This is a genomic window from Sanguibacter sp. HDW7, assembly GCF_011300875.1.
Taxonomy (GTDB): Bacteria; Actinomycetota; Actinomycetes; order Actinomycetales; family Cellulomonadaceae; genus Flavimobilis.
In genome coordinates this window covers 1,624,769-1,645,529 of sequence record NZ_CP049862.1, presented here as the reverse complement: position 1 = coordinate 1,645,529, position 20,761 = coordinate 1,624,769, and the positions used below count along the sequence as shown (strand labels likewise).

The window sequence follows — 20,761 nt, the reverse complement described above, 5'->3', positions numbered from 1 at the left end:
CTATCCGTCGTACGCCTCGAGGGCCGCGGTCGCGGCGCCCGTGACGGCTGCGTGGAGCTCGGCGGGCGCGATCGCGAGGACGTTCTCGGCCTCCTCGAGGACGAGCCGCACGAACCAGCCGGTGTCGCGGACGACGAGGTCGATCTCGAACGCGCCGTCGGTGAGCTCGCGCACCTCCTCGACGGGCACGGACTCGGCGATCCACCGGGCGGGGCTCGCGAGGGCGAGCGTCGCGAGGACGGCGCCGTCGCCCGGGGCGGGACGGAAGGTCGGCACCTCGGAGAGCTCGTCGTGGGGCGACGAGGTGTCGTCGAGCACCGTGGCCTCGAGGATGCGGTCGATGCGGAAGCTGCGGCCCGCCTGCTCGCGCAGGCAGAACGCGACGAGGTAGCCGTGGGAGTCCTCGGTCGCGAGGCGCACGGGGTCGACGTCACGCTCCGAGACGACGTCGGACGCGGAGACGTAGCGCAGGCGCAGGCGCCGCTTCTCGTCGAGCGCGCGCACGAGCGCGGCCCGCACCGCGACGGGTGCCGCGGCGCCCAGGTCGACGTCGACGAGCGCGGCCGTGCTCGCGGCCTCGCCGGCCGCTGCGGTGAGCACCTCGAGCGTCGAGGCGACCTCGGCCGCCTCGCGCGGCTGGAGATCCGGGTCGAGGTTCGCGGCGAGCGTGCGCAGCGCCGCGACGAGCGCGACGGCCTCACGGGTGCTGAGCCGCAGGGGCCGTGCCATGCCGTGCGGCTCGCGCAGCGCGACGTAGCCGTCCTCCTCGTCGAGGTCGAAGTCGATGAGGTCCTCGGGACCGTGCCCGGGCAGGCCTGCGACGAAGAGCAGGTTGATGTCCTGGAGGATCTTGCGGGGCGTCACCTCGAAGCGCTCGGCGAGCTCCTCGAGCCGCCACGAGGCGTAGCCGGTCTCGGCGACGTCGTCGCGCCCCAGGAACGCGAGCAGGCCGAGCAGCCGGACGAGCCGGTCGGGTGCGGTCTCAGCCACGGTCGGCCTCCTCGTCGGGCAGGGCGGCTCCGGGTCCCGTCACGCCGAGCCGGATCGCGGCGGCGGCGCGCAGCCGCCGCTCGACGGCGGCGCGCAGCTCGTCGGGCTCGAGGACGACGACGGCGTCGCCGTACGCGGCGACGAGCCGGGCGCCCTGCTCGAGGTCGTCGAGCGTGAGGTCCACGAGGTCGCGTCCCTCCGCGCAGCCGCACGCCTCGGTCGCCTCGGAGGGGCGGCCCTGCGCGCGCAGCGCGGCCGCGCGACCCGGCGTGATCGCGAGGAACGCCTCGACCTGTGCGCCGCGCAGTCCGAGCATCCCGTCGACGTCGACGTCCTCAGGGATCGTGAACGCGGCTGCTTCGCCGACGACGTTCACCGTGCCGTCGATGCGTGAGAGCCGGAACGCGCGCGCCGCGTCGCGGTCCCGGTCGTGCGCGAGGAGATACCAGCCGCCGCGACGCACGGCGAGCCGCCACGGCTCGACCGTACGGTGGGCGACCTGCCCCGTGCTCGCTGCGCGGTACCTGAAGGTCACCGCGGTGCGCGTGTCGATCGCGTCGACGAGCGGGCCGTACGCGTCGCCCGCGGCACCGACGCGCAGCGCGAGCGCGCCGAGCCCCTGCGCGTCGACGTCCGGGTCACCGAGCGCGCGGAGCTTCGTCACGGCCCGGCGGGACTCCGACCCGAGCGCGCCGTCGCGCCACAGCTGGGCAGCGACCGAGAGCACCCCGAGCTGGGAGGCCGTGAGGTGCAGGGGCGGCATGTCGTAGGACTGCATGTCGAGCCAGTAGCGGATCGAGTCCTGGTAGGTGTCGTCGGTCGTGCCCAACGGGAAGCCGAGCTCACGCAGCGTCGCCTTGTCGCGCTCGAAGAGCTTCTCGAACGCGCCGTCGCTCGCCGCGTCGCCGTAACCCTCGACGCCGGCCCGGATCTGGGCGCGCGTCAGCCCGTGCCCGGAGTTGACGAGGGCGATGACTAGGTTGAGGAGCCGTTCGTCGGCCCGGGTGCGCGTGGACATCGAGATCAACCGTAGCGCCCGGTAGCGTGTCCGCGTGATCAGTTGGCGCGAGGGTTCGGTGGTGTCGCTCGGTCGGTCGTGGCCGGGGGCGTGCGAGGCGACGGTCCGGACGGCCTCGGGCGCCGAGGTCCGGGCGCTCGCGTACGTCGATCTCGTCGGGTCGCCGCAGGTCGGCGACCGCGTCCTGCTCAACGCGACGGCCCTTGAGCGGGGCCTCGGCACGGGCGGTTACGCGCTCGTCGTCGCCCTGCCCGACGCCTTGCCGGCCGACGCCCCCGCGGGTCCCGGCCACCTCGTCAAGGCGCGCTACTCGCCGCTGCAGACGATGGTGCTCGGCGCCGACGAGCAGGAGTCGGAGCACCACGAGCTGCTGCGCGACGCCGACGACCTCGCGGGCCTTCCCGTCGTCGTCGCTGATCTTCACTCAGCGCTCCCCGCCGTGCTCGCTGGCGTACGCGCCGCATGGACCGGCCCGCGCCCGCCCCGCACCGTCTACGTCATGACGGACGGCGGCGCGCTCCCCCTCGCCTTCTCCCGTGCCGTCGCTGGTCTGCGCGAGGCCGGCTGGCTCGACGCCGCCGTCACGGTGGGGCAGGCGTACGGCGGCGACCTCGAGGCCGTGAGCCTCCACTCAGGCCTGCTTGCCGCCCATGTCGTGCTCGGCGCGGACGTCGTCGTCGTCGCGCAGGGCCCCGGCAACCTGGGCACCGGGACCCGCTGGGGCTTCTCCGGCGTCGCAGCGGGCGAGGCGCTCAACGCAGCCGCCGTGCTCGGCGGCCGGGGCATCGCCGCGCTCCGTGTCTCGACGACGGACGCGCGCGCCCGGCACCTCGGCGTGTCGCACCACTCGCTCACGGCCGTCGGCCGGGTCGCGCTCGCACCGTCCGACGTCGTCGTGCCCGTCGTCAGCGACGACGTCCCCGTCCCGGGCGGAGCCGACACGTTGCGCGCGTCGGTCGACGACGCACGTCCCGCGCTCGAGGCCGGTCGTCACACGCTCGTCGACGTGCCCGCGGACGCGACGTTGCTCGACGCGCTGCGCACCTCGCCCGTGCGGATGTCGACCATGGGCCGCGACCTCGACGCCGACCCGTGGCCGTTCCTCGCCGCCGCCGCTGCGGGCGTCCACGCGTCGCGCGTCGCGCCGCTGCGTCCGGCTTCGCACTGAGACCCGTACGCTGAGCCCGATGATCAGCGACGACGCACCGACAGCGCAGCCGACCCCGGACCGCGCGTCCCGGCGTGCACGCACGACGACCGTCCTCGCGATCGGCTCCCTCGCGTGCCTCGTCGTCGCCGCGCTCGCCTGGGCTCCGTGGGAGCTTCGCTGGAACCCTGACCTCTCGATCACGCTGCCGACGTCCGACGCGTCGGAGCCGCCGACGCCGCCCGCCACGGAACCGCCCGATGCGCAGCAGGGCGCGGGAGACGTCGTGCTGTGGATCATCATCGCCCTCGGGCTCGTCGTGCTCGCGCTCGTCCTCGCCGTCGCGGCGCGCGCGATCCGGACGTGGTGGTCGCGGCGGCCCGAGGTCGTGCCCGAGGCCCCCGTGACGATCGACACCATGCCCGGCCAGCTCATGCCGTCGCGCGAGGTCGTCGCCGACGCGGTCGCCGAGGCCCTCGCCCGGCTCGACGGCACGCCCGACCCCGCGGACGCGGTCGTCCGGGCATGGCTCGTGCTCGAGGAGGCCGTCGCCCGCGAGGGCGTCGTGCGCGACGCGGCGCAGACGCAGGCCGAGCTCACGCGCGACGTCCTCCACACGACGCACGCGCCGCGCGCGGCGACGACCACCCTCCTGCGGACGTACGAGGCCGTGCGCTACGGCAGCGGCGACGTCGTCGCAGCGGACATCGCGACGGCACGCGCGGCCCTCGAGAAGATCCTCCGATCCTTGCGCGACGCCGAGCACGGAGCCGACGCATGAGCTGGATCCCGTCCCGGCCCCGGCTCGTCCTGTGGGGCATCGGCTCTGCCGTCGTCCTCGTCGTCGGGCTGCTCGTCCTCCAGTGGACGCACGCGATCGCGCTCGCCCTCCTCCCCCTCCTCTATGCCTTCGTCTCGCACGCCGTCGTCGCCGAGCAGGAGGACCCGCTCCTCGCCGCCGAACGCCTCTCCCAGGGCGCGGGGCGTCGCGACGAGCTCTCGGCGCTCGCCTGGGGGATGCGTTCGCGGTCGGGGCTCGTCCCGCCGCGGACCATGCGTCGCGTGGGTGACCTCGCGGCTCGCCTCCTCGCCCACCACGGGGTCGCCGCCGAGGGCGGCTTCCCGCTCGTCGTCGCCCCAAACGACGTCGCCCGCGCCCGCGCTCTCCTCGGCGCCGGCGCTGCGACCCTCCTCGATGCGGCGCCCTCGACCGAGACCCGTCCGCGTGACCTCGGCCGCTGTCTCAGCGCGCTCGAGGCGCTGGACCCCACGGGGAAGCGCATGGCGTCCCCGTCGTCCCTCGCCACGGCGACAGTCTCGTCCCGCACCCATGTCCGCCCCACCCCACCCGAGGGAGCACCCCGATGACCCAGCCCAGCACGCCGACCCCGCTGCCCGTCACCGAGGTCGCCCGGCTCGGCGCCGACGTCCTCGACGCCGTCGGCGGTGCGATCGTCGGCATGGGCGCGGCGCTTCGCCTCGCTCTCGCCACCGTCCTCGCGGGCGGCCACGTGCTCTTCGAGGACGTCCCGGGTCTCGGCAAGACGCTCGCGTCGCGCTCCCTCGCGTCCGCGCTCGGGCTCGACTTCCGGCGCCTGCAGTGCACCCCGGACCTCCTGCCCGCCGACATCACGGGCTCCAACGTCTACGACCCCGCGACGCGCGAGTTCGAGTTCCGGCCCGGTCCCGTCTTCACGGGCCTGTTCCTCGCCGACGAGATCAACCGCACGTCCCCCAAGACGCAGTCGGCGCTGCTCGAGGCCATGGCCGAGCGCCAGGTGACCGTCGAGGGCGTGTCCTACCCGCTCGCGCGCCCGTTCCACGTCGTCGCGACGTCAAACCCTGTCGAGTACGAGGGCACGTACCCGCTGCCCGAGGCGCAGCTCGACCGCTTCATGCTGCGGCTCGCCGTCGGCCATCCGGACGCTGCGGGCGAGGCCGAGATCATCCGTCGTCGTCTCGAGCGCCGTCGCGAGGAGGTCTCGGTCGCGGCGGTCGTCGACCCGGCGACCCTCCTCGCGATGCAGGCCGGCACGGAGGCCGTCGACGTCGCTCCCGACGTCGTCGCGTACGCGGTCGCGCTCGTCGCGGCGACGCGGCAGCACCCCGGCGTCGAGATCGGTGCGAGCCCGCGTGGCACGCAGGCGCTCGTGCTCGTCGCCCGTGGACTCGCCGTGCTCGACGGCCGCACGTGGGTGACGCCCGACGACGTCAAGGCCGTCGCGGTCCCCGCGCTCGCGCACCGTCTCACGCTCACGCCGCAGGCGTGGGCGACGGACCTGTCGCCTGCGGCTGTCGTGGAGCAGGCGCTCGCGTCCGTGCCGACGCCGTCGTCGGCCGGTCACGACGTCCGGGCCTGAGCATGGCCGTCGGTGAGGCGCGTCGCGCGTCGGGGGCCGCCCTGCTCCTGGCGCCGGGCATCGTGGTGTGCATCGCCGGGGTGCTGCTCAGCCGCGCCGACGTCGTGCTCGTCGGCGCCGCCCTCCTCGGGACGCTCGTCCTTGCACGGCGCGGACTGCCGACGGTCACGCTCGACGTCGACGAGCCGACGACGCGCGACGACGCGGGCGACCGTCGGCTCGTCGCACCCGTCGTCCTCACGTCGGCAGCGCCCGCGGCGGTCCTCGTCCGCGTCGCGAGCCCCGGAGCCGACCCCGTCGGGGCGCTCGTCGCCGTCGACGGCGTTCGCGAGCTGACGGCGTCCCTGCCGCTCGCGCGCACGGGTCGCGTCCCGGGGTACTCCGCGAACGGCATCGTGTGGAGCGAGGCGCTCGACACGGTCGCCCTCCTGCCCGAGAGCCGCTCGGGCGACGCGATCGTCCTGCCCGTGGCCCGCCGTCTCGGCGAGGTCCCCGTGCCGCAGCGTCTGCGTGGGCTCTCTGGCCCGCACGGCTCGCGGCGTCCCGGCGCGGGAGGCGACCTGCGCGACGTCCACCCCTTCGCGCCCGGCGACCGCATGCGCGGCATCGACTGGCGTGCGACCGCGCGTCGCTCGCCCGAGCTCGACGAGATCTACGTCCGGCGCACGCACGCGACGTCCGAGGCGCACGTCGTCGTCGTCCTCGACTCGCGTGACGACATGGCGCAGGACATCGCGACATGGACCGGCTTCGGCGAGCCCCGTCCGGACCGGCCGGGCTCGCTCGACCTCGCGCGCTCCGCGGCCGCGTCTCTCTCGACGACCTTCCTGCGCCGCGGGGACCGTGTGGGGCTCGTCGACCTCGGCCGCAGCCGCGCCCAGCTCCGTCCGGGTGCGGGCGAACGCCACCTGCGCCGGATCATGCACGCCCTCGCGCTCGCTCGTCCCGACGACGGGAGCGTCGGCCGGACCCGCGCCCCCGCGCTGCAGGCCGGCGCGACCGTCGCCCTGCTCTCGACGTTCCTCGACGACGACGCGGCCGAGGCCGCGCTCGTGTGGGTCGCCCGCGGGCACGAGGTGTGGGCCTTCGACATGCTGCCGGCCGTCGGCGGCGTCCTGCCCGACGGCGCGACGGGGCTCGCGTGGCGCGTCCTGCGGCTCGAGCGGGCATTGCGGCTCGAACGGCTCGCCGCGGCAGGCATCACCGTCGTCGACTGGTCGGCGCCCGAGCGCGCCGTGCCCGGGCCGTCGCCCGAGCAGCATCTCCGCATGATGGCTCGTGTCCGCCCGGGAGGTCGACGATGAACACCCCTCGCACCTGGTTCACGCGCGTGCTCCGGGTCGTGCGCGGCACCCCGGCCCCGTCGCGTCCGCCGCGCGTCTCGCTCGAAGGGGTGCGGACCGTTCCTCTGCTCTCGCTGCGGCTCACGTCGGCCGTCGCGCTCGCAGGGGCGTTCATGCTGCTCTCGCCCTCGCCGCTCGCGTGGTTCATCGTGGTCCCCCTGCTGGCCGCGTCGCTGGCCCCCGGCGGCTCGTGGGCCGCCGTGGTCGCCGCTGCCTTCGTCGGGCTGTCGCTCGCGGCCGCCGACGCGGGTCTGCGGTCCGCCGTCATCGCGCTGCTGCTCCCGTTCGCGGTGCACCTCTCGCTCCTCGCGGATGCTGCCTCGCGCTCCGACCTGCGCGGCGTCGGCGTCGACGTCCGCCTCCTGGGCCGTGCGCTGCGCTCGACCGTCCTGGTCGCTGGCGTCGTCGTGCCCTCGATCGCGCTCGTCTCGTTCGTCGACATCGACCTGCCGACTGGGCTCGGCCTGCTCGCCGTCGTCGGGGTCGTGGGTCTGGGTGTCGTGACGGTGCGGCTCACCAGCTCCAGCCGCGCGCGCTGAGCAGCAGCTCGCGGTCGAGGCGGACGGCGTCGGGCGTGGTCGTGCCGAGCGGCGCGACCTCCCGGGGTGCGCCGTCCGCAAGCGTGCAGGCCTCCGAGAGGAGCGCGTCGTAGGCCTCGAGCGCGACGCGCAGGTGGTGGGCGCGCGCCAACATGGTCCGGTCCACGTCGATCCGACGGACCTCGGCGGCGATCCGGGCGAGGCGGAGCTGGACGTCGAGCGCTCGGAACGGGTCGGGCGGTCTCTGTGCTGCACGGCCCCGGGCAGCGCACACCACGAACGCGACCCCGATCGCGAGGGCCGTGCACGACACCACCGCGGTGAGCATGAGCCGCACCTCCTTGTCGCGTGGCACGACCACGTCATCGGGGTCGTGACGCCATCGTAGATTCGGGGTGAACCACGCGGAAGGGTGGGACTGTGTCATCCCATGACTCTGCAACGTTTCAGCAACATCGCGAACGCGTTGCAGGGTCGTAGCGAGCGGGTGCGTTGTGTCGCCAGCCCGCAAGAACGTTGAAATTCTGCGACTTCTGGCACGTCGGACGGACCGGAGGTGCCCGGATGGTCGCGATCCCACCGGGCGACATCTTGCAAAGCACGGGCCCAAGGTCATGGCAAGTGAAGCGCCCGACAGGTAGCGTGCAACCCGTGACTGAGAACACCGAGAGGTTCATCTCCTCCCCCACGACCGTGGAGTCGTTCAAGAGCGAGTTCTGCCGTCAGCTCCGTTACGAGCAGGGGGTCGACCTCGTCGACGCCCGCACGGAGGACCTGTACCAGGCGCTCGCGCGGACCGTCCGCTCGGCCATGGTCGACGGCTGGATCGCCACGCAGGCCGCGCACCGCGCGGCACGGGCGAAGACTGTCGCCTACCTGTCGGCCGAGTTCCTCATGGGACCGCAGCTTGAGAACGCACTCCTGTCCACCGCCCTCACCGACGTGGCGCGCACCGCGCTCGCCGAGCTCGAGCTCGACCTCGACGAGCTCACGGCCTACGAGACCGAGCCCGGCCTCGGCAACGGCGGCCTCGGCCGCCTCGCCGCATGCTTCATCGACTCCCTCGCCGCGAAGTCCATCCCCGCGATCGGCTACGGCATCCGCTACGAGTACGGCATCTTCCGCCAGACGTTCGTCGACGGCCGCCAGGTCGAGCAGCCCGACCGCTGGCTCGCCAAGGGCACCCCCTGGGAGCTCGCGCAGCCCGAGAACGCCGTCACCGTGAGCTTCGGCGGCCACACCGAGCAGCACACCGACGCTGCCGGCGTCACCAGCACCCGCTGGGTCCCGTCCGAGCAGGTCCTCGCGGTCCCCTACAACTACATGGTCCCCGGCTACGAGACTCGCAACGTCAACACGCTGCGCCTGTGGTCCGCGAAGGCAACCGACGCCTTCGACCTGCAGATCTTCAACTCGGGCGACTACGAGTCGGCCGTCCGCCGCCAGACCGTCGCCGAGAACATCTCGAAGGTCCTCTACCCCGAGGACTCGACGCCCCAGGGCAAGGAGCTGCGCCTCAAGCAGCAGTACTTCTTCGTCGCCGCGTCGCTCCGCGACTACCTCGACTCCGTCCTGCGCGACGACGACCTCGCGACGCTCCCCGAGCGCGTCGTCTTCCAGCTCAACGACACCCACCCCGTCATCGCAGTGCCCGAGCTCATGCGCATCCTCGTCGACGAGCGCGGCCTCAGCTGGGACGCCGCGTGGGACATCACGCGTCGCACCTTCAACTACACGTGCCACACGCTCCTCCCCGAGGCCCTCGAGGTCTGGTCCGTCGACCTCCTCGGCCGCCTCCTGCCGCGCCACCTCGAGATCATCTACCGGATCAACGAGGAGTTCCTCAGCCTCGTGCGCCAGGCGTACCCGGGCGACGAGCTCCGCGTGCGCCGCATGTCGATCATCCAGGAGCGCCCCGAGCGCGCCGTCCGCATGGCGTTCCTCGCGACCGTCGGCTCGACCAAGGTCAACGGCGTCGCCGCGCTGCACTCGCAGCTCCTCGCGGACAAGGTGCTCGACGACTTCTCAGCCCTGTGGCCCGAGAAGTTCACGAACGTCACCAACGGCGTCACGCCGCGTCGCTTCATGCGCCTGTCGAACCCCGGCCTCTCCGGCCTCCTCGACGAGGCGATCGGCACCGGCTGGACGAACGACCTCGCGCAGCTCACCAAGCTCGAGCCGTTCGCCGACGACGCGTCGTTCCGCGCCGAGTTCCGAGCGATCAAGCAGGCGAACAAGGAGCACTTCTCCGCGCTCCTCGCGCAGCGCGACGGCATCGAGGTCCCGGCCGAGGCCCTCTACGACGTCATGGTCAAGCGCCTCCACGAGTACAAGCGTCAGATGCTCAAGCTCCTTCACGTCGTCACGCTCTACGACCGCGTCCTCAAGGGCGAGGTCAAGGCGTCCGACCTGCAGCCGCGCGTCGTCGTCTTCGGTGCCAAGGCGGCACCCGGCTACAAGATGGCCAAGGAGATCATCCACCTCATCAACCGGGTGGCCGCGGTCGTCAACACCGCACCCGAGCTCGAAGGTCGCCTGCGCATCGCGTTCCCCGCGAACTACAACGTCACCCTCGCCGAGCGCCTCATCCCCGCCGCCGACCTCTCCGAGCAGATCTCGCTCGCGGGCAAGGAGGCGTCGGGCACGGGCAACATGAAGTTCGCGCTCAACGGCGCCCTGACGATCGGGACGGACGACGGCGCCAACGTCGAGATCCGCCAGCTCGTCGGCGACGAGAACTTCTTCCTCTTCGGCATGGACGAGCCCGCCGTGCAGGCGCTCGAGGACCGGGGCTACAACCCCACGTCGTACTACGAGGTCGATGCCGGCCTCCGCGGCGCGATCGACCTCATCTCGTCGGGCCTGTTCTCCGGCGGCGACCGGACCGCGTTCGAGTTCGTCATCTCCGACCTGCTCTACAAGGACCGCTTCATGGTCCTGGCCGACTACCGGTCCTACGTCGACACCCAGGACCGCGTCGAGGTTGCCTACGCCGACCAGGACGCCTGGACCCGCTCCGCGATCCTCAACGTCGCCCGCACCGGGTTCTTCACGTCCGACCGGTCGATCCAGGACTACCTCGACCGCATCTGGCACGCGCCGGCGGCGCCGATCGCCTGATCGGACTCGTCGCGACGGCCGCCGCACCACGGCTGCGTCGCGACGCGGCGGACACCTCGGTCTGCGCAGACCGACGAGCCCTGCTCTCCCTCGGGAGGGCAGGGCTCGTTCGCGTCCGCGACACGTCGGTGTCTCGGCCTAGAACGGTGGGATGTCAGGCCCGAGGCGGTCCAGTTCGGGCATCTCGAGATCCGGAGCATCTGGGCCTGACTCGCTCGGGTCCGGACCGCTCGGGCCTGACTCGCTCGAACCCAACCTGCTCGAGTCCGGACCGCTCGGGTCTGGACCGCTCGGGCCTGACTCGCTCGAGCCCAACCCGCTCGAGCCCAACCCGCTCGAGCCCAACCTGCTCGAGTCCGGACCGCTCGGGTCTGGACCGCTCGGGCCAGCGCCGCTCTGCCCTTCTGACGCGAGCGGCCTCATCACGGGGACCGCGAGCGCCGCCAACGTCGTCGTGAGGTGCCCTCCTGGCGATCGCCATCGAAGAACTTGCTCGCCGCCGGTGGCTGCGCGCGCGTCACGAGCCTTCGGCTCGACAACCTCGACCTTCCACCCTGTCGCGTGCTTGAGCCGATGGTGGTGACGGCAGAGATGCGCGAGGTTCGGGGCGCGCGTCGTCCCGCCCTCGGCCCAGGCCTCGACGTGGTCGATGTCGCAGCGTTCGGCACGCCGACGACAGCCGGGGAACCGACAGGTCTCGTCGCGCAGGCGGAGGAACGCCGTGAGGTCGGCGGGGACCGCATACGTCGTGCGTGACACGTCGAGCACGACGCCCGTGTCCCTGTCCGTGAGAAGCCTGCGCAGCGACGGAGCCGCAGCGACGAGCTCCCGCGCCGTCGCGGCATCGAGCATCCCACCGCCGACGACCTGCGCCCCATGCTCGTGCGCCCGGGTCTCACGCTCGCCCCGCTCACGCGCCGCACTCGCGTTGGCCGCGTCCTCCCGCGCCGAGCGGCCTAGTGGAACGTGTTCGCCGGCGACCGTCCCGACTCGAGACTCCCGGAGCTCGTCCGGCAGCACGGCCTCGATCGGGACCGCGATCATCACAGTGGGACGGATCCCCCAGATGTCGACGTCGCACGCGCTCGACGCGACGAGCGCATCATCCTCGGCGAGCGACTCCGACGCCGCAGCGTCGAGGCGCCGGTCGTCGAAGGAGGCGCCCGACGGCGTTCGACCCACCGTCAAAGGTCCGGTGAGCGCATACTGCGGTGGACCCCCACGCTCCCCGTCAGGTGGAGGAGTGGCCGCCCCGCGGCTGCGGTCGCGGCCACGATCGGGGTCGCGGTTGCCGACGGGGTTGCTGTCGGGGTCGCGGTTGCAGTCGCGGCCGGTGTCGGGTTCGCTGCCGGGTTTGCTGCCGGAGTCACGGTCGAGGTCGGGTTCGCTGCCGGAGTCACGGTCGAGGTCACGGCGATGATCGGGACCAAGACTGAGCGTCCCCTGCTGCGCATCCGTGCGAACCACGAGGTCGTCGAGCACGGGCGACTCGGAGAGGCAGTACGCGGCGAACGCATCAGCACGCAGCTGGCTGAGCGTCCGGGGGTCGTCGCCACCACGGGTCGCGAGGGCCGCGTCGGTGCAGCGGTTGTAGATCGCGGCGGCAGTGACCTCGGGCAGATGCGCGGAAAGGGTCGCCATCCCTTCGCGGCCGAGCGAGAGCTGGACGTTGCGCCCTGCACGGGCCCTCCGATGGCGCCGCTCGATGCTCTCCGGGTCGACGCTCTCCCGAGCGCGCACGATCCAACGTCGCAACGCCGCAGGCGTGCACGTCTGCGCCTTCTCGATCGCCCCCGGCAGCAGGTGCTCGCGCACCCGCGCGCTCACGCACTCGAGCTCGTCGACGAGGACCTTCGCGTGCTCGGCCCCGATCTCGGCGGCGAGCAGAGCGTCGGCCGTCTGCGGCTGCTCCCGCATGCAGGTCACCGCACGGGACCAGTGTCCGCTCACCCTCGCCTCGGGCTGAGTCGTCATCGTGGCGACCTCGGCGACGAGCGAACGCCGCGCGAGCTCGTGCTCACGGGTGCTCGCAGCGGCCCCCGTGAGCTCCGCGGTGTGCTCGACCTCGTCGACAGCGAGCCTGTCGAGGATCGCCAGGGCGTGCGTCCGGAGGGCCGCGGCAGTCCGCTCCATCATCTCGGCCTGGCCGAGCGTCGCGAGCGCGGCCGCCTTTGCCTCGAGCAGGCGGTCGTGCTCGGCGATCCAGCGTTCACGAGATCCGAGAGCCTCGTGTGGCCGCGCCGAACCTGCAGACCCAGGGCGCACCACAGGCCATGCCGTCCCTGCCGGTTCCGGCCGCACCGCGGACCGCGCCGAACCTGCCCGCTCAGGGCGCGCCGCGGACCGCGACGGGCGCGGGCGGCGGGAGCGAGGTTTGCGGCTCATGTTCTCATTCTATCGAACGGACATTCGAATCGCTCGGCGGGCGGGCAACCTGTGGACGTTCGGCAGCGATACCCCCAACGAGGCGTGCGCCACCAACTTGCGGGGCGCAGTCTTGCGTGGCGCCACCCTGCGCCGCGCCGGCTTGCGCGTCGCCGCCAAGCGCCACCCACCCCAACGGCCGGACCTGAACCGCAGAAGCCGAGGCCCCGCCCCGCCCCAGGTGACGTACACCACTCCCCCGCGGGAACACATCGACACCCGTCATAGTTGAAGGCTAAAGTAGATGCAGATGCATGAACTTTCGACCGGCCCGACAGGCCGCACCCAGGAGGACACCATGATGCAGTTCGGGATCTTCACCGTCGGCGACGTGACGACCGACCCCACGACCGGCCGCACCCCCACCGAGCACGAGCGCATCAAGGCGACGGTCGCGATCGCCAAGAAGGCAGAAGAGGTCGGCCTCGACGTCTTCGCAACCGGCGAGCACCACAACCCGCCGTTCGCCGCGCCCGCCAACCCCACCGTCCTCCTCGCCCACGTCGCGGCGCAGACCGAGCGCATCCTCCTGTCGACGTCGACGACCCTCATCACGACGAACGACCCCGTCCGCCTCGCCGAGGACTACGCGCTCCTCCAGCACCTCTCCGACGGCCGTATGGACCTCATGATGGGCCGCGGGAACACGGGCCCCGTCTACCCCTGGTTCGGCAAGGACATCCGCCAGGGCGTCGAGCTCGCCGTCGAGAACTACGCGCTGCTCCGCGAGCTGTGGACCAACGACGTCGTCGACTGGAAGGGACGCTTCCGCACCCCGCTCCAGGGCTTCACGTCCGTCCCCCGCCCGCTCGACGGTGTCGCGCCGTTCGTCTGGCACGGCTCGATCCGCACTCCCGAGATCGCCGAGCAGGCCGCCTACTACGGCGACGGCTTCTTCCACAACAACATCTTCTGGCCCATGAGCCACACCAAGCAGATGGTCGCGCTCTACCGCCGCCGCTTCGAGCACTACGGCCACGGCAAGGCGCACCAGGCGATCGTCGGCCTCGGCGGCCAGGTCTTCATGCGCAAGAGCTCCCAGGACGCCAAGCGTGAGTTCCGGCCCTACTTCGACAACGCCCCCGTCTACGGCCACGGCCCCTCGATGGAGGACTTCTCGGAGCAGACGCCACTGACGATCGGCTCGCCGCAGGAGGTCATCGACCGCTACGCCGCGATGCGCGACCACGTCGGCGACTACCAGCGCCAGCTCTTCCTCATCGACCACGCAGGACTCCCGCTCAAGACCGTCCTCGAGCAGCTCGACCTGCTCGGCGAAGAGGTCGTGCCCGTCCTCCGCAAGGAGCTCGCCGCCGGCCGTCCGGCCGACGTGCCGGACGCCCCGACGCACGCGAGCCGTGTCGCCGCCGCCGGCGGCGGCCACGACTCGACCGTCTACGCGGACGCCGACGACGTCACGGGCGCCTCGCCGACCACGGACGCACGATGACGACGACGACGCGACGGCGGGCGACGTCGACGGCCGAGGCGTGGGAGGCACTCTTCCGCGCCCAGGTCGCCGTCGTCCGCCGCCTCGAGGCCGACGACGTCTGGGACGAGGTGAGCATGAAGGAGTACGACGTGCTCTTCACGCTCTCGCGCTGCAGCGCCGACGGCCTCCGGCTCAAGGAGCTCAACCGTGAGGTGCTCCTCTCGCAGCCGTCCTTGTCGCGCCTCGTCGACCGGCTCGTCGCCCGCGGTCTCGTCGAGCGGCACGCCGTCATCGACGACCTCCGCGGCACGCGCGTCGTGCTCACCGAGGAAGGACGCGCGACCCAGAAGCGCGTCGGACGTCGCCACGTCGCCTCGATCGACCGCGCGATCACAGGTTCGCTCGACACCTCCGAGCTCGCCGAGCTCGAGCGTCTCTGCGGCGTCCTGCGCGCGCACGTCGACCCCGCCCCCGCCAGCACCCCCGCCACCAGCACCTCGCAGGAGGACCTCTCATGACCCGCCGACTCGTCGCCGTGAGCGGCGGCCTCTCCCAGCCCTCGTCCACCCGGCTGCTCGCCGACCGGCTCGTCACCGCGGCCGCCGACGAGCTCGTCGCCCGCGGCCAGCAGGTCGAGACCGAGACGGTCGAGCTGCGCGACCTGGCGCACGACATCACCGACATGATGCTCACGGGCTTCCCGTCGCCGCGCCTCGGGGACGTCCTCGAGCGCGTCCGCACGGCCGACGGCCTCGTGCTCGTCTCGCCGATCTTCTCCGGGTCGTACTCGGGGCTCTTCAAGTCGTTCTTCGACGTCGTCGACCCCAAGGCGCTCACCGACGTGCCCGTGCTCCTCGGTGCGACCGCAGGCACGCCGCGGCACTCGCTCGCCCTCGAGCACGCGCTGCGTCCGCTGTTCTCCTACCTGCACGCCGACGTCGTCGGCACCGCCGTCTTCGCGGCGACCGACGACTGGGGCGCGACCGGCTCGGCGTACGACACCGCCGGCAAGCTCCAGGCCCGGATCGACAAGGCGGGGCGCGAGCTCGGCGCCAAGGTCGCGGCGTACGCGGGGGCCCAGGACGACGACATCTTCGCCGACGTCGTCCCCTTCGCCGAGCAGCTCGGACGCTGAGCGTCCCGCGCACCGAACCCGGGTAGTCTCGGACCAGGGCGCGCACGCGCCACCCAGAGCCGTTGGAGGAGCGATGGACACGTTCAACACCGAGCCCACCGAGGCGCACATGGACGACCGTCCGGTCGCCGTGAACGCCCTCATCTTCGTCGTCGTCATGGCGATCTTCGTGCTGGGCTTCTGGGCCATGGGCGAGGCCATCGCTCAGCACAGCGCGCTGCTCTTCTCGGGCGGGCTGCTCGGCTCGTGCCTCGCCGTGGGCCTCGCGCTCGGCGTCCGCAGGGACTGACGAACAGAAGAGGACGGCGGCGGCCCCGGGAACCCGGGACCGCCGCCGTCGTCGTCCGCGAGCTGCGCTCACGCGGTGACGCGCTGCATCACCTCACTCGCAGCCGCTGCAGGAGTCCTGTCGCGAACGGGTCGGAGAGCACGTAGAGCGACTGCCCACGCATCTCTGCCGCGACAGGCATCGCGGTCTCGAGCACGGTCGTGCGCTTGCCCCACCTGGGGAGCTTCGTCACCTTGCCGCCGAACATCTCGGTGACGTAGACATCGCCGCCGCGGGCGACGGCGAGGTTCGTCGCGCCGAGGAAGCCGGACGCGACCTGCGAGACCTTCCCCGTGCGGGGGTCGACCTTCCACACGCCGCCGAGCGCGCCGAGCGAACCGTCCTCCGGGCCGCCCGGGAGCGTCGAGACGTAGAGCATGCCGCGCGGGCCGACCTCGACGTCCGTCGGCACCGGGTCGAGCGCGAACTTCGCGCCGACGACGCAGTCCGGCATGCCGAGACCTGCGGCCATCTCTGCGGTCACCTTGACCTTCACGGGCGGGAGCACCGCGACCGTGCGGATCTTGCCACGGTGATCGACCGAGAAGATCGCGTTCGCGCCCGCGTCGGCGACGAAGAGCCTGCCCGCGTGCGTGACCGACTGGTACGGGTGAACGTCGATGATCCCGCCGTGCTTCTGGAGCTCGGGCGGGAGGCTGGCGGCGCAGCCCGCGTCGAGCCCGATGAAGCCGTACGTGTTCTTCGCGTCAGGGTTGTGCTTCTTCTCGAACGCGAGGACGTCGGCCACCTTCGTCGTGCGGCCCTTGCGGTCCGTGCGCCACAACGTCGAGGCGGACGGCTCGAACGTCGTCGCGTCCCGGGGTGTCGTCGCCCACAAGATCGTGCTGCCGTGGACGGAGACCGCCTCGGCCTGGACCCCGCCCGGTGCGACGAGCTGCCTCGTCATCCCGTCGCGACGGATAAGGTCGATCGCGCCGCTCGGCTGCCCGACGACGACGCCCTTGCCCGTGACGTCGAACGTCAGCGCGGCGACGAGCCCCGTCGCCACCGTCGCCGGCGGCGACGGGTCGTGCGTGCCGTGACCGTGACCGCGGCCGCCCGCGGCGGCCGACAGCGTTCCCGCGCCGAGGGCGAGCGCCGAGGCTGCGGCGATCGCCAGTGCTCTTCTGCTCCTGCGTGCCATGTCGTGTCCTGTCCGGTCGGTGCCGGACCCGGTCTGGGCCCGGCCCTGAAACCATCCTCCGACCGCACCGCACTCGTGGGGTCAAGGCGAAGGACCCGTGCGGCAGGGTGCTCCCACCCGAGACTTCACGCCGGGACGCGAACGCGTGAACGCACACGCGCGAACACGCCACGGTGCGGCGCGAGGAGCGCCGCGAGAAGGTACGCCGCGCCTTGGGCGAGCACGACGGTCGCACCCGTCGCGAGGTCCGCGTAGTACGACACGTACACGCCGACGACGCCGCACACGACCGCGACGAGGGGTGCGACGGCGAGCATCGACGAGAGCCGGTCGCACAGGAGATGTGCTGTCGCCCCCGGGATGACGAGCATCGCGACGACGAGCACGACGCCGACCGACTGGATCGCGGTGACCGACGTGAGCGCGAGCAGCACGAGCAGGAGCGCCCCGACGCGCCCGGGCGACCGGCCGAGCACCCGGAGCTGGACCGGGTCGAACGCGAAGGCCGTGAGATCGTGTCGACGTACGAGCGCGACGACGGCGACGACCCCCGCAAGCACCGCGACCTGGACGAGCTCGCCGCGGGAGACTCCGAGGACGTTGCCGAAGACGACGTGCATGAGGTCGGTCTGGCTCGGCGTCACCGAGACGAGCACGAGGCCGAGGGCGAAGAGCGTCGTGAAGACGATGCCGATCGCCGCGTCCTCCTTCGTACGGCCCGTCGTCCGCACGGCCGCGACGAGCACGACAGCCCCGAGCGCGAAGACGACGGCACCCACGGCGAACGGCAGCCCGAGGACGTACGCGAGCACGACGCCCGGCAGCACCGCGTGCGAGACGGCGTCGCCCATGAGCGACCAGCCCACGAGGACCAGCCAGCAGGACAGCAGGGCGCACACGGCGCTCGAGGTCGTGATGACGACGAGCGCGCGGAGCATGAACTCGTGCGACAGCGGGTCGGCGACGAGGTCGAGGATCGTCATGGCTGCTCCTGGGGCGGCCGGAGCCCGAACGCCTCGGCGAGAGCGTCTGGCGTGAGCGTCGTCGCGACGGGCCCGGCCACGACGACGCGCCCCGCGAGGAGCACGACGTCGTCCGCGAGGCCCGCGACGCCAGCGAGGTCGTGCGTCGAGACGAGCACGCCAGCACCCTCGGCCGCCCGTGCACGGACGACGTCCACGAGCAGCTCGGCCGACGCGACGTCCACGCCTGCGAGCGGCTCGTCGAGCAGCAGCAGGTCCGCCTCCTGGACGAGCGCCCGGGCCACGAGCACGCGGCGGCGCTGCCCGCCCGAGAGCGCACCGATCGGCCGGCGCGCGAGCCCCGCCAGCCCGACACGCTCGAGCGCGGCCGCGATCGCGGTTCGGTCCGCGGCGGACCGGCGGCCGAGCAGTCCACGCGGCGCGGGCCGACCCTGGGCGACGACGTCGGCGACAGTAAGCGGGAACGCTCGGTCGACCGTGTCGTCCTGGCCGACGAACGCGATCGCCCGACGCCGTCGGGCCGCAGCCGCGTCCGTGCCCCCGACCGTCACCGAGCCCGACGACACGTCGACCCCGCCCGTCACCGCCGCGAAGAGCGTCGACTTGCCCGAGCCGTTGGGACCGACGAGCGCCGTCACGCGGCCCGGGACGACCGTGAGCGACACGTCCGTGAGCGCCCGGACCTCGCCGCGCAGGACGGTGAGGCCCAGAACATCGAGCGCAGGTTCCCGCGTCACGCCGCACCTCCCGTGAGCCCCGAGACAATGAGCTCGACATCGTGCCGGAGCAGGTCGAGATAGGTCGGGACCGGGCCGTCCGGCGCGGAGAGCGAGTCCACGTAGAGCGGACCGACGTATCGCGCGCCGGTCGCCTCCGCGAGCCGCTGCATGGCCGAGGGGTTGACAGTGGACTCGCAGAACACCGCGGGGACGCTGCGCTCGCGGACGAACGTCTCGACGTCCGCGACCTGCTGCGGCGTCGCCTGCTGCTCGGCGTTGACGGCCCACAGGTACCGCTCCTCGAGGCCCACGTCCGCCGTGAGGTAGGAGAACGCGCCCTCGCACGTGACGAGCGCGCGCGATGCTTCCGGGACGGTCTCGAGCCGGGTGACGAGCTCGTCCCGGAGGGTCTGGAGGCGGGTCGCGTACGCCTCGGCGCGCCCCCGGTAGCCGTCGGCGTGCGCCGGGTCGAGCGCGGCGAAGGCCTCCGCCGCGCGGCGCGCGTACGCGGCGCCCGCCGACGGGCTCATCCACGCGTGAGGGTTGGGTCGGCCCTCGGCCTCTCCGCGCGCGACGGGGATCGTCGCAAGTCCCTCGGACAGGGTGACGCGCGGCACGTCGAGGCCGTCGACGAAGCGCGCGAACCAGGCCTCGAGCCCCAGGCCGTTGTCGAGGATGATGTCCGCGCCAGCAGCCCGACGCAGGTCCCCCGGCGTCGGGTCGTAACCGTGGATCTCAGCGCCGACCTTGGTGATGGACGCGACGCGCAGGTCGTCGCCCGCGACGTTGCGTGCGATGTCGGCGACGACCGTGAACGTCGCGAGGGCCAGCGGCCGTGGATCGTCCGCCACCGGATCCGCGCTCGTCCCGCACCCGCCGAGCAGCGCCAGGACAAGGACGAGCGAGGTCAGTGCCGCGAGGCGGCCGTGCCGCGGCGGACGAGGGGTGGGCATCGCCCCAACATAGTTTTCGGACTACCGAACTTCAAGCGGGGACGAGTTCTTGACGGGCTCTTCCGGCGTGCAGGCCCCCACCGGCCAACCGCCCAGGTGCTGACGGACGATCGCTGCGAGCGCGTCGACCCAGGGCTGGTTGCTGTTGCCCCACGGGACGTACGAGAAGTCGACGCCTCCGGCCTCGACGAAGGCTTCGCGGTTGAGCATGTCGATCTCCTCGAGCGTCTCGAGACAGTCCGAGACGAACCCGGGGCAGACGACGTCGAGCCGGCGGGTGCCGCTGCGTGCGAGCGCCGCCACCGTGTCGATCGTCGCGGGCCCGTGCCACTGCGCCGGTCCGAAGACGGACTGGAACGTCTCGACGACACCCTCGCGCGGCAGGCCCAGCCGCTGCGTGAGCGCGGCGGTGGTTCGCGCGCACTCCTCCGCGTAGGGGTCACCTGCCTCGATCATCGCGACGGGCACCGAGTGATAGCTGAGGAGCAGCCTGTCTCCTGCGGCGACGTCCGGGCGACCGCGCTCGACCCAGGAGGCCTCGACCGCGCGCGCGAGCGCGTCGATGTAGCCCTCGTCCTCGGGGAACGACCGCACCGTACGAATCTCGGGGGTGTCGCGCCGCCGCAGCCCGTGGCGTCGGAGCGCGTCGAGCGCCGCGCCCGCCGACGAGCCCGAGTACTGCGGGTAGAGCGGGACGACGAGGACGCGCTGCAGGCCGTCCGCCGAGAGGTCGTCGAGGACCGACGAGAGCGACGGAGAGCCGTAGGTCATCGCGACGCGGACATCGATGTCGCCACTCGCGAGCGCAGCCGCCACCCCGTCGCGCTGCGCGCGGGAGTGCACGAGGAGCGGCGAGCCGTCCGCGGTCCACACCGAGGCATACTTCGCGGCCGAGGCGCGCGGACGCACCGTGAGGACGACCGCTTCGAGGATCGGGCGCCAGAGGGCCGGGTGCGTCTCGACGACGCGTCGGTCGGAGAGGAACTCGCGCAGGTACCGCCTGACGGCGCGCGGCGTGGGAGCCTCGGGCGTGCCGAGGTTGAGCAGGACGACGGCAACGCGGGACATGCGGGCTCCTCGGGTCAGGAGCCACCGTGGCGGCGACTCACCGCCACACTAGGCTCGC

At 72.7% G+C, this 20,761-nt stretch carries 20 protein-coding genes; 11 read left to right on the top strand and 9 right to left on the bottom strand.

The window, feature by feature from the left end:
• Together G7063_RS07655 and G7063_RS07650 are read right to left on the bottom strand one after the other, a co-directional pair.
• Positions 1-990 (bottom strand): YafY family protein, encoded by a 990-nt coding sequence (locus G7063_RS07655; RefSeq protein ID WP_166413869.1) that lies wholly within the window; start codon positions 988-990, stop codon positions 1-3.
• A complete protein-coding gene (locus G7063_RS07650) occupies positions 983-2,008 on the bottom strand; it encodes a YafY family protein (RefSeq protein ID WP_166413868.1) in 1,026 nt (341 codons plus the stop codon). The genes G7063_RS07655 and G7063_RS07650 overlap by 8 nt, the downstream gene beginning before the upstream one ends.
• Before the next feature lie 34 nt (positions 2,009-2,042).
• On the opposite strand from G7063_RS07650, the gene G7063_RS07645 reads away from it, so the two are divergent.
• The 6 genes from G7063_RS07645 to G7063_RS07620 are packed head-to-tail and all read left to right on the top strand — an operon-like array spanning position 2,043 to position 7,397.
• Complete coding sequence (locus tag G7063_RS07645; RefSeq protein WP_166413867.1) at positions 2,043-3,176, top strand: DUF3866 family protein; 1,134 nt, start codon at positions 2,043-2,045, stop codon at positions 3,174-3,176.
• A 19-nt stretch (positions 3,177-3,195) separates the two neighbouring features.
• Positions 3,196-3,936 (top strand): DUF4129 domain-containing protein, encoded by a 741-nt coding sequence (locus G7063_RS07640; protein ID WP_166413866.1) that lies wholly within the window; start codon positions 3,196-3,198, stop codon positions 3,934-3,936.
• The gene (locus G7063_RS07635) at positions 3,933-4,523 is read left to right on the top strand and encodes a hypothetical protein (RefSeq protein ID WP_166413865.1); all 591 of its coding nucleotides are present in this window, start codon (positions 3,933-3,935) and stop codon (positions 4,521-4,523) included. The genes G7063_RS07640 and G7063_RS07635 overlap by 4 nt, the downstream gene beginning before the upstream one ends.
• On the top strand, positions 4,520-5,515 hold the full coding sequence (locus G7063_RS07630; protein WP_166413864.1) for a MoxR family ATPase: 996 nt from the start codon (positions 4,520-4,522) through the stop codon (positions 5,513-5,515). Before G7063_RS07635 ends, G7063_RS07630 begins: the two co-directional genes overlap by 4 nt.
• 2 nt (positions 5,516-5,517) lie before the next feature.
• Entirely contained in the window at positions 5,518-6,819 is a 1,302-nt protein-coding gene (locus G7063_RS07625; protein WP_166413863.1) for a DUF58 domain-containing protein, read from the top strand.
• The gene (locus tag G7063_RS07620; protein ID WP_166413862.1) at positions 6,816-7,397 is read left to right on the top strand and encodes a hypothetical protein; all 582 of its coding nucleotides are present in this window, start codon (positions 6,816-6,818) and stop codon (positions 7,395-7,397) included. Before G7063_RS07625 ends, G7063_RS07620 begins: the two co-directional genes overlap by 4 nt.
• On the opposite strand, the gene G7063_RS07615 is transcribed toward G7063_RS07620, so the two are convergent.
• Positions 7,372-7,752 (bottom strand): hypothetical protein, encoded by a 381-nt coding sequence (locus tag G7063_RS07615; protein ID WP_166413861.1) that lies wholly within the window; start codon positions 7,750-7,752, stop codon positions 7,372-7,374. The two genes, G7063_RS07620 and G7063_RS07615, sit on opposite strands and share 26 nt — an antisense overlap.
• A gap of 296 nt (positions 7,753-8,048) precedes the next feature.
• On the opposite strand from G7063_RS07615, the gene G7063_RS07610 reads away from it, so the two are divergent.
• The gene (locus G7063_RS07610; RefSeq protein WP_240916233.1) at positions 8,049-10,517 is read left to right on the top strand and encodes a glycogen/starch/alpha-glucan phosphorylase; all 2,469 of its coding nucleotides are present in this window, start codon (positions 8,049-8,051) and stop codon (positions 10,515-10,517) included.
• A gap of 138 nt (positions 10,518-10,655) precedes the next feature.
• Here G7063_RS07610 and G7063_RS07605 read toward each other — a convergent pair whose 3' ends face one another.
• Positions 10,656-12,785 (bottom strand): HNH endonuclease signature motif containing protein, encoded by a 2,130-nt coding sequence (locus G7063_RS07605; protein ID WP_166413859.1) that lies wholly within the window; start codon positions 12,783-12,785, stop codon positions 10,656-10,658.
• A gap of 457 nt (positions 12,786-13,242) precedes the next feature.
• Between G7063_RS07605 and G7063_RS07600 the strand changes: the two genes are divergently transcribed.
• The 4 genes from G7063_RS07600 to G7063_RS07585 all read left to right on the top strand — a co-directional run bounded on the left by G7063_RS07600 (position 13,243) and on the right by G7063_RS07585 (position 15,797).
• Positions 13,243-14,391, top strand: a complete 1,149-nt coding sequence (locus tag G7063_RS07600; RefSeq protein WP_166415259.1) for an LLM class flavin-dependent oxidoreductase — start codon at positions 13,243-13,245, stop codon at positions 14,389-14,391.
• On the top strand, positions 14,388-14,891 hold the full coding sequence (locus G7063_RS07595; protein WP_166413858.1) for a MarR family winged helix-turn-helix transcriptional regulator: 504 nt from the start codon (positions 14,388-14,390) through the stop codon (positions 14,889-14,891). The genes G7063_RS07600 and G7063_RS07595 overlap by 4 nt, the downstream gene beginning before the upstream one ends.
• On the top strand, positions 14,888-15,508 hold the full coding sequence (locus G7063_RS07590; RefSeq protein ID WP_166413857.1) for an FMN reductase: 621 nt from the start codon (positions 14,888-14,890) through the stop codon (positions 15,506-15,508). Before G7063_RS07595 ends, G7063_RS07590 begins: the two co-directional genes overlap by 4 nt.
• A 73-nt stretch (positions 15,509-15,581) precedes the next feature.
• The gene (locus tag G7063_RS07585) at positions 15,582-15,797 is read left to right on the top strand and encodes a DUF805 domain-containing protein (RefSeq protein ID WP_166413856.1); all 216 of its coding nucleotides are present in this window, start codon (positions 15,582-15,584) and stop codon (positions 15,795-15,797) included.
• Between the two features lie 88 nt (positions 15,798-15,885).
• Here G7063_RS07585 and G7063_RS07580 read toward each other — a convergent pair whose 3' ends face one another.
• The 5 genes from G7063_RS07580 to hemH form a co-directional block, all read right to left on the bottom strand.
• On the bottom strand, positions 15,886-16,980 hold the full coding sequence (locus G7063_RS07580) for a ScyD/ScyE family protein (protein ID WP_166413855.1): 1,095 nt from the start codon (positions 16,978-16,980) through the stop codon (positions 15,886-15,888).
• A gap of 125 nt (positions 16,981-17,105) precedes the next feature.
• Positions 17,106-17,963 carry a metal ABC transporter permease gene (locus G7063_RS07575; RefSeq protein WP_166413854.1) on the bottom strand — a complete coding sequence of 286 codons (858 nt, stop codon included), beginning with the start codon at positions 17,961-17,963 and terminating at the stop codon, positions 17,106-17,108.
• Positions 17,960-18,700 carry a metal ABC transporter ATP-binding protein gene (locus G7063_RS07570; RefSeq protein WP_166413853.1) on the bottom strand — a complete coding sequence of 247 codons (741 nt, stop codon included), beginning with the start codon at positions 18,698-18,700 and terminating at the stop codon, positions 17,960-17,962. Before G7063_RS07570 ends, G7063_RS07575 begins: the two co-directional genes overlap by 4 nt.
• Complete coding sequence (locus tag G7063_RS07565; protein WP_166413852.1) at positions 18,697-19,635, bottom strand: metal ABC transporter solute-binding protein, Zn/Mn family; 939 nt, start codon at positions 19,633-19,635, stop codon at positions 18,697-18,699. The genes G7063_RS07570 and G7063_RS07565 overlap by 4 nt, the downstream gene beginning before the upstream one ends.
• Positions 19,636-19,656: 21 nt before the next feature.
• Positions 19,657-20,703: a ferrochelatase gene (hemH, locus tag G7063_RS07560; RefSeq protein WP_166413851.1), complete on the bottom strand. Its 1,047-nt coding sequence runs from the start codon at positions 20,701-20,703 to the stop codon at positions 19,657-19,659.
• Between the last annotated feature and the right edge of the window lie 58 nt (positions 20,704-20,761).

Coding starts and splice junctions, on each gene's coding strand:
- G7063_RS07595 (WP_166413858.1), top strand. CDS start 14,388: ATGACGACGACGACGCGACGGCGGGCGACGTCGACGGCCGAGGCGTGG.
- G7063_RS07620 (WP_166413862.1), top strand. CDS start 6,816: ATGAACACCCCTCGCACCTGGTTCACGCGCGTGCTCCGGGTCGTGCGC.
- G7063_RS07590 (WP_166413857.1), top strand. CDS start 14,888: ATGACCCGCCGACTCGTCGCCGTGAGCGGCGGCCTCTCCCAGCCCTCG.
- G7063_RS07580 (WP_166413855.1), bottom strand. CDS start 16,980: ATGGCACGCAGGAGCAGAAGAGCACTGGCGATCGCCGCAGCCTCGGCG.
- G7063_RS07630 (WP_166413864.1), top strand. CDS start 4,520: ATGACCCAGCCCAGCACGCCGACCCCGCTGCCCGTCACCGAGGTCGCC.
- G7063_RS07640 (WP_166413866.1), top strand. CDS start 3,196: ATGATCAGCGACGACGCACCGACAGCGCAGCCGACCCCGGACCGCGCG.
- G7063_RS07565 (WP_166413852.1), bottom strand. CDS start 19,635: ATGCCCACCCCTCGTCCGCCGCGGCACGGCCGCCTCGCGGCACTGACC.
- hemH (WP_166413851.1), bottom strand. CDS start 20,703: ATGTCCCGCGTTGCCGTCGTCCTGCTCAACCTCGGCACGCCCGAGGCT.
- G7063_RS07575 (WP_166413854.1), bottom strand. CDS start 17,963: ATGACGATCCTCGACCTCGTCGCCGACCCGCTGTCGCACGAGTTCATG.
- G7063_RS07585 (WP_166413856.1), top strand. CDS start 15,582: ATGGACACGTTCAACACCGAGCCCACCGAGGCGCACATGGACGACCGT.
- G7063_RS07600 (WP_166415259.1), top strand. CDS start 13,243: ATGCAGTTCGGGATCTTCACCGTCGGCGACGTGACGACCGACCCCACG.
- G7063_RS07625 (WP_166413863.1), top strand. CDS start 5,518: ATGGCCGTCGGTGAGGCGCGTCGCGCGTCGGGGGCCGCCCTGCTCCTG.
- G7063_RS07650 (WP_166413868.1), bottom strand. CDS start 2,008: ATGTCCACGCGCACCCGGGCCGACGAACGGCTCCTCAACCTAGTCATC.
- G7063_RS07635 (WP_166413865.1), top strand. CDS start 3,933: ATGAGCTGGATCCCGTCCCGGCCCCGGCTCGTCCTGTGGGGCATCGGC.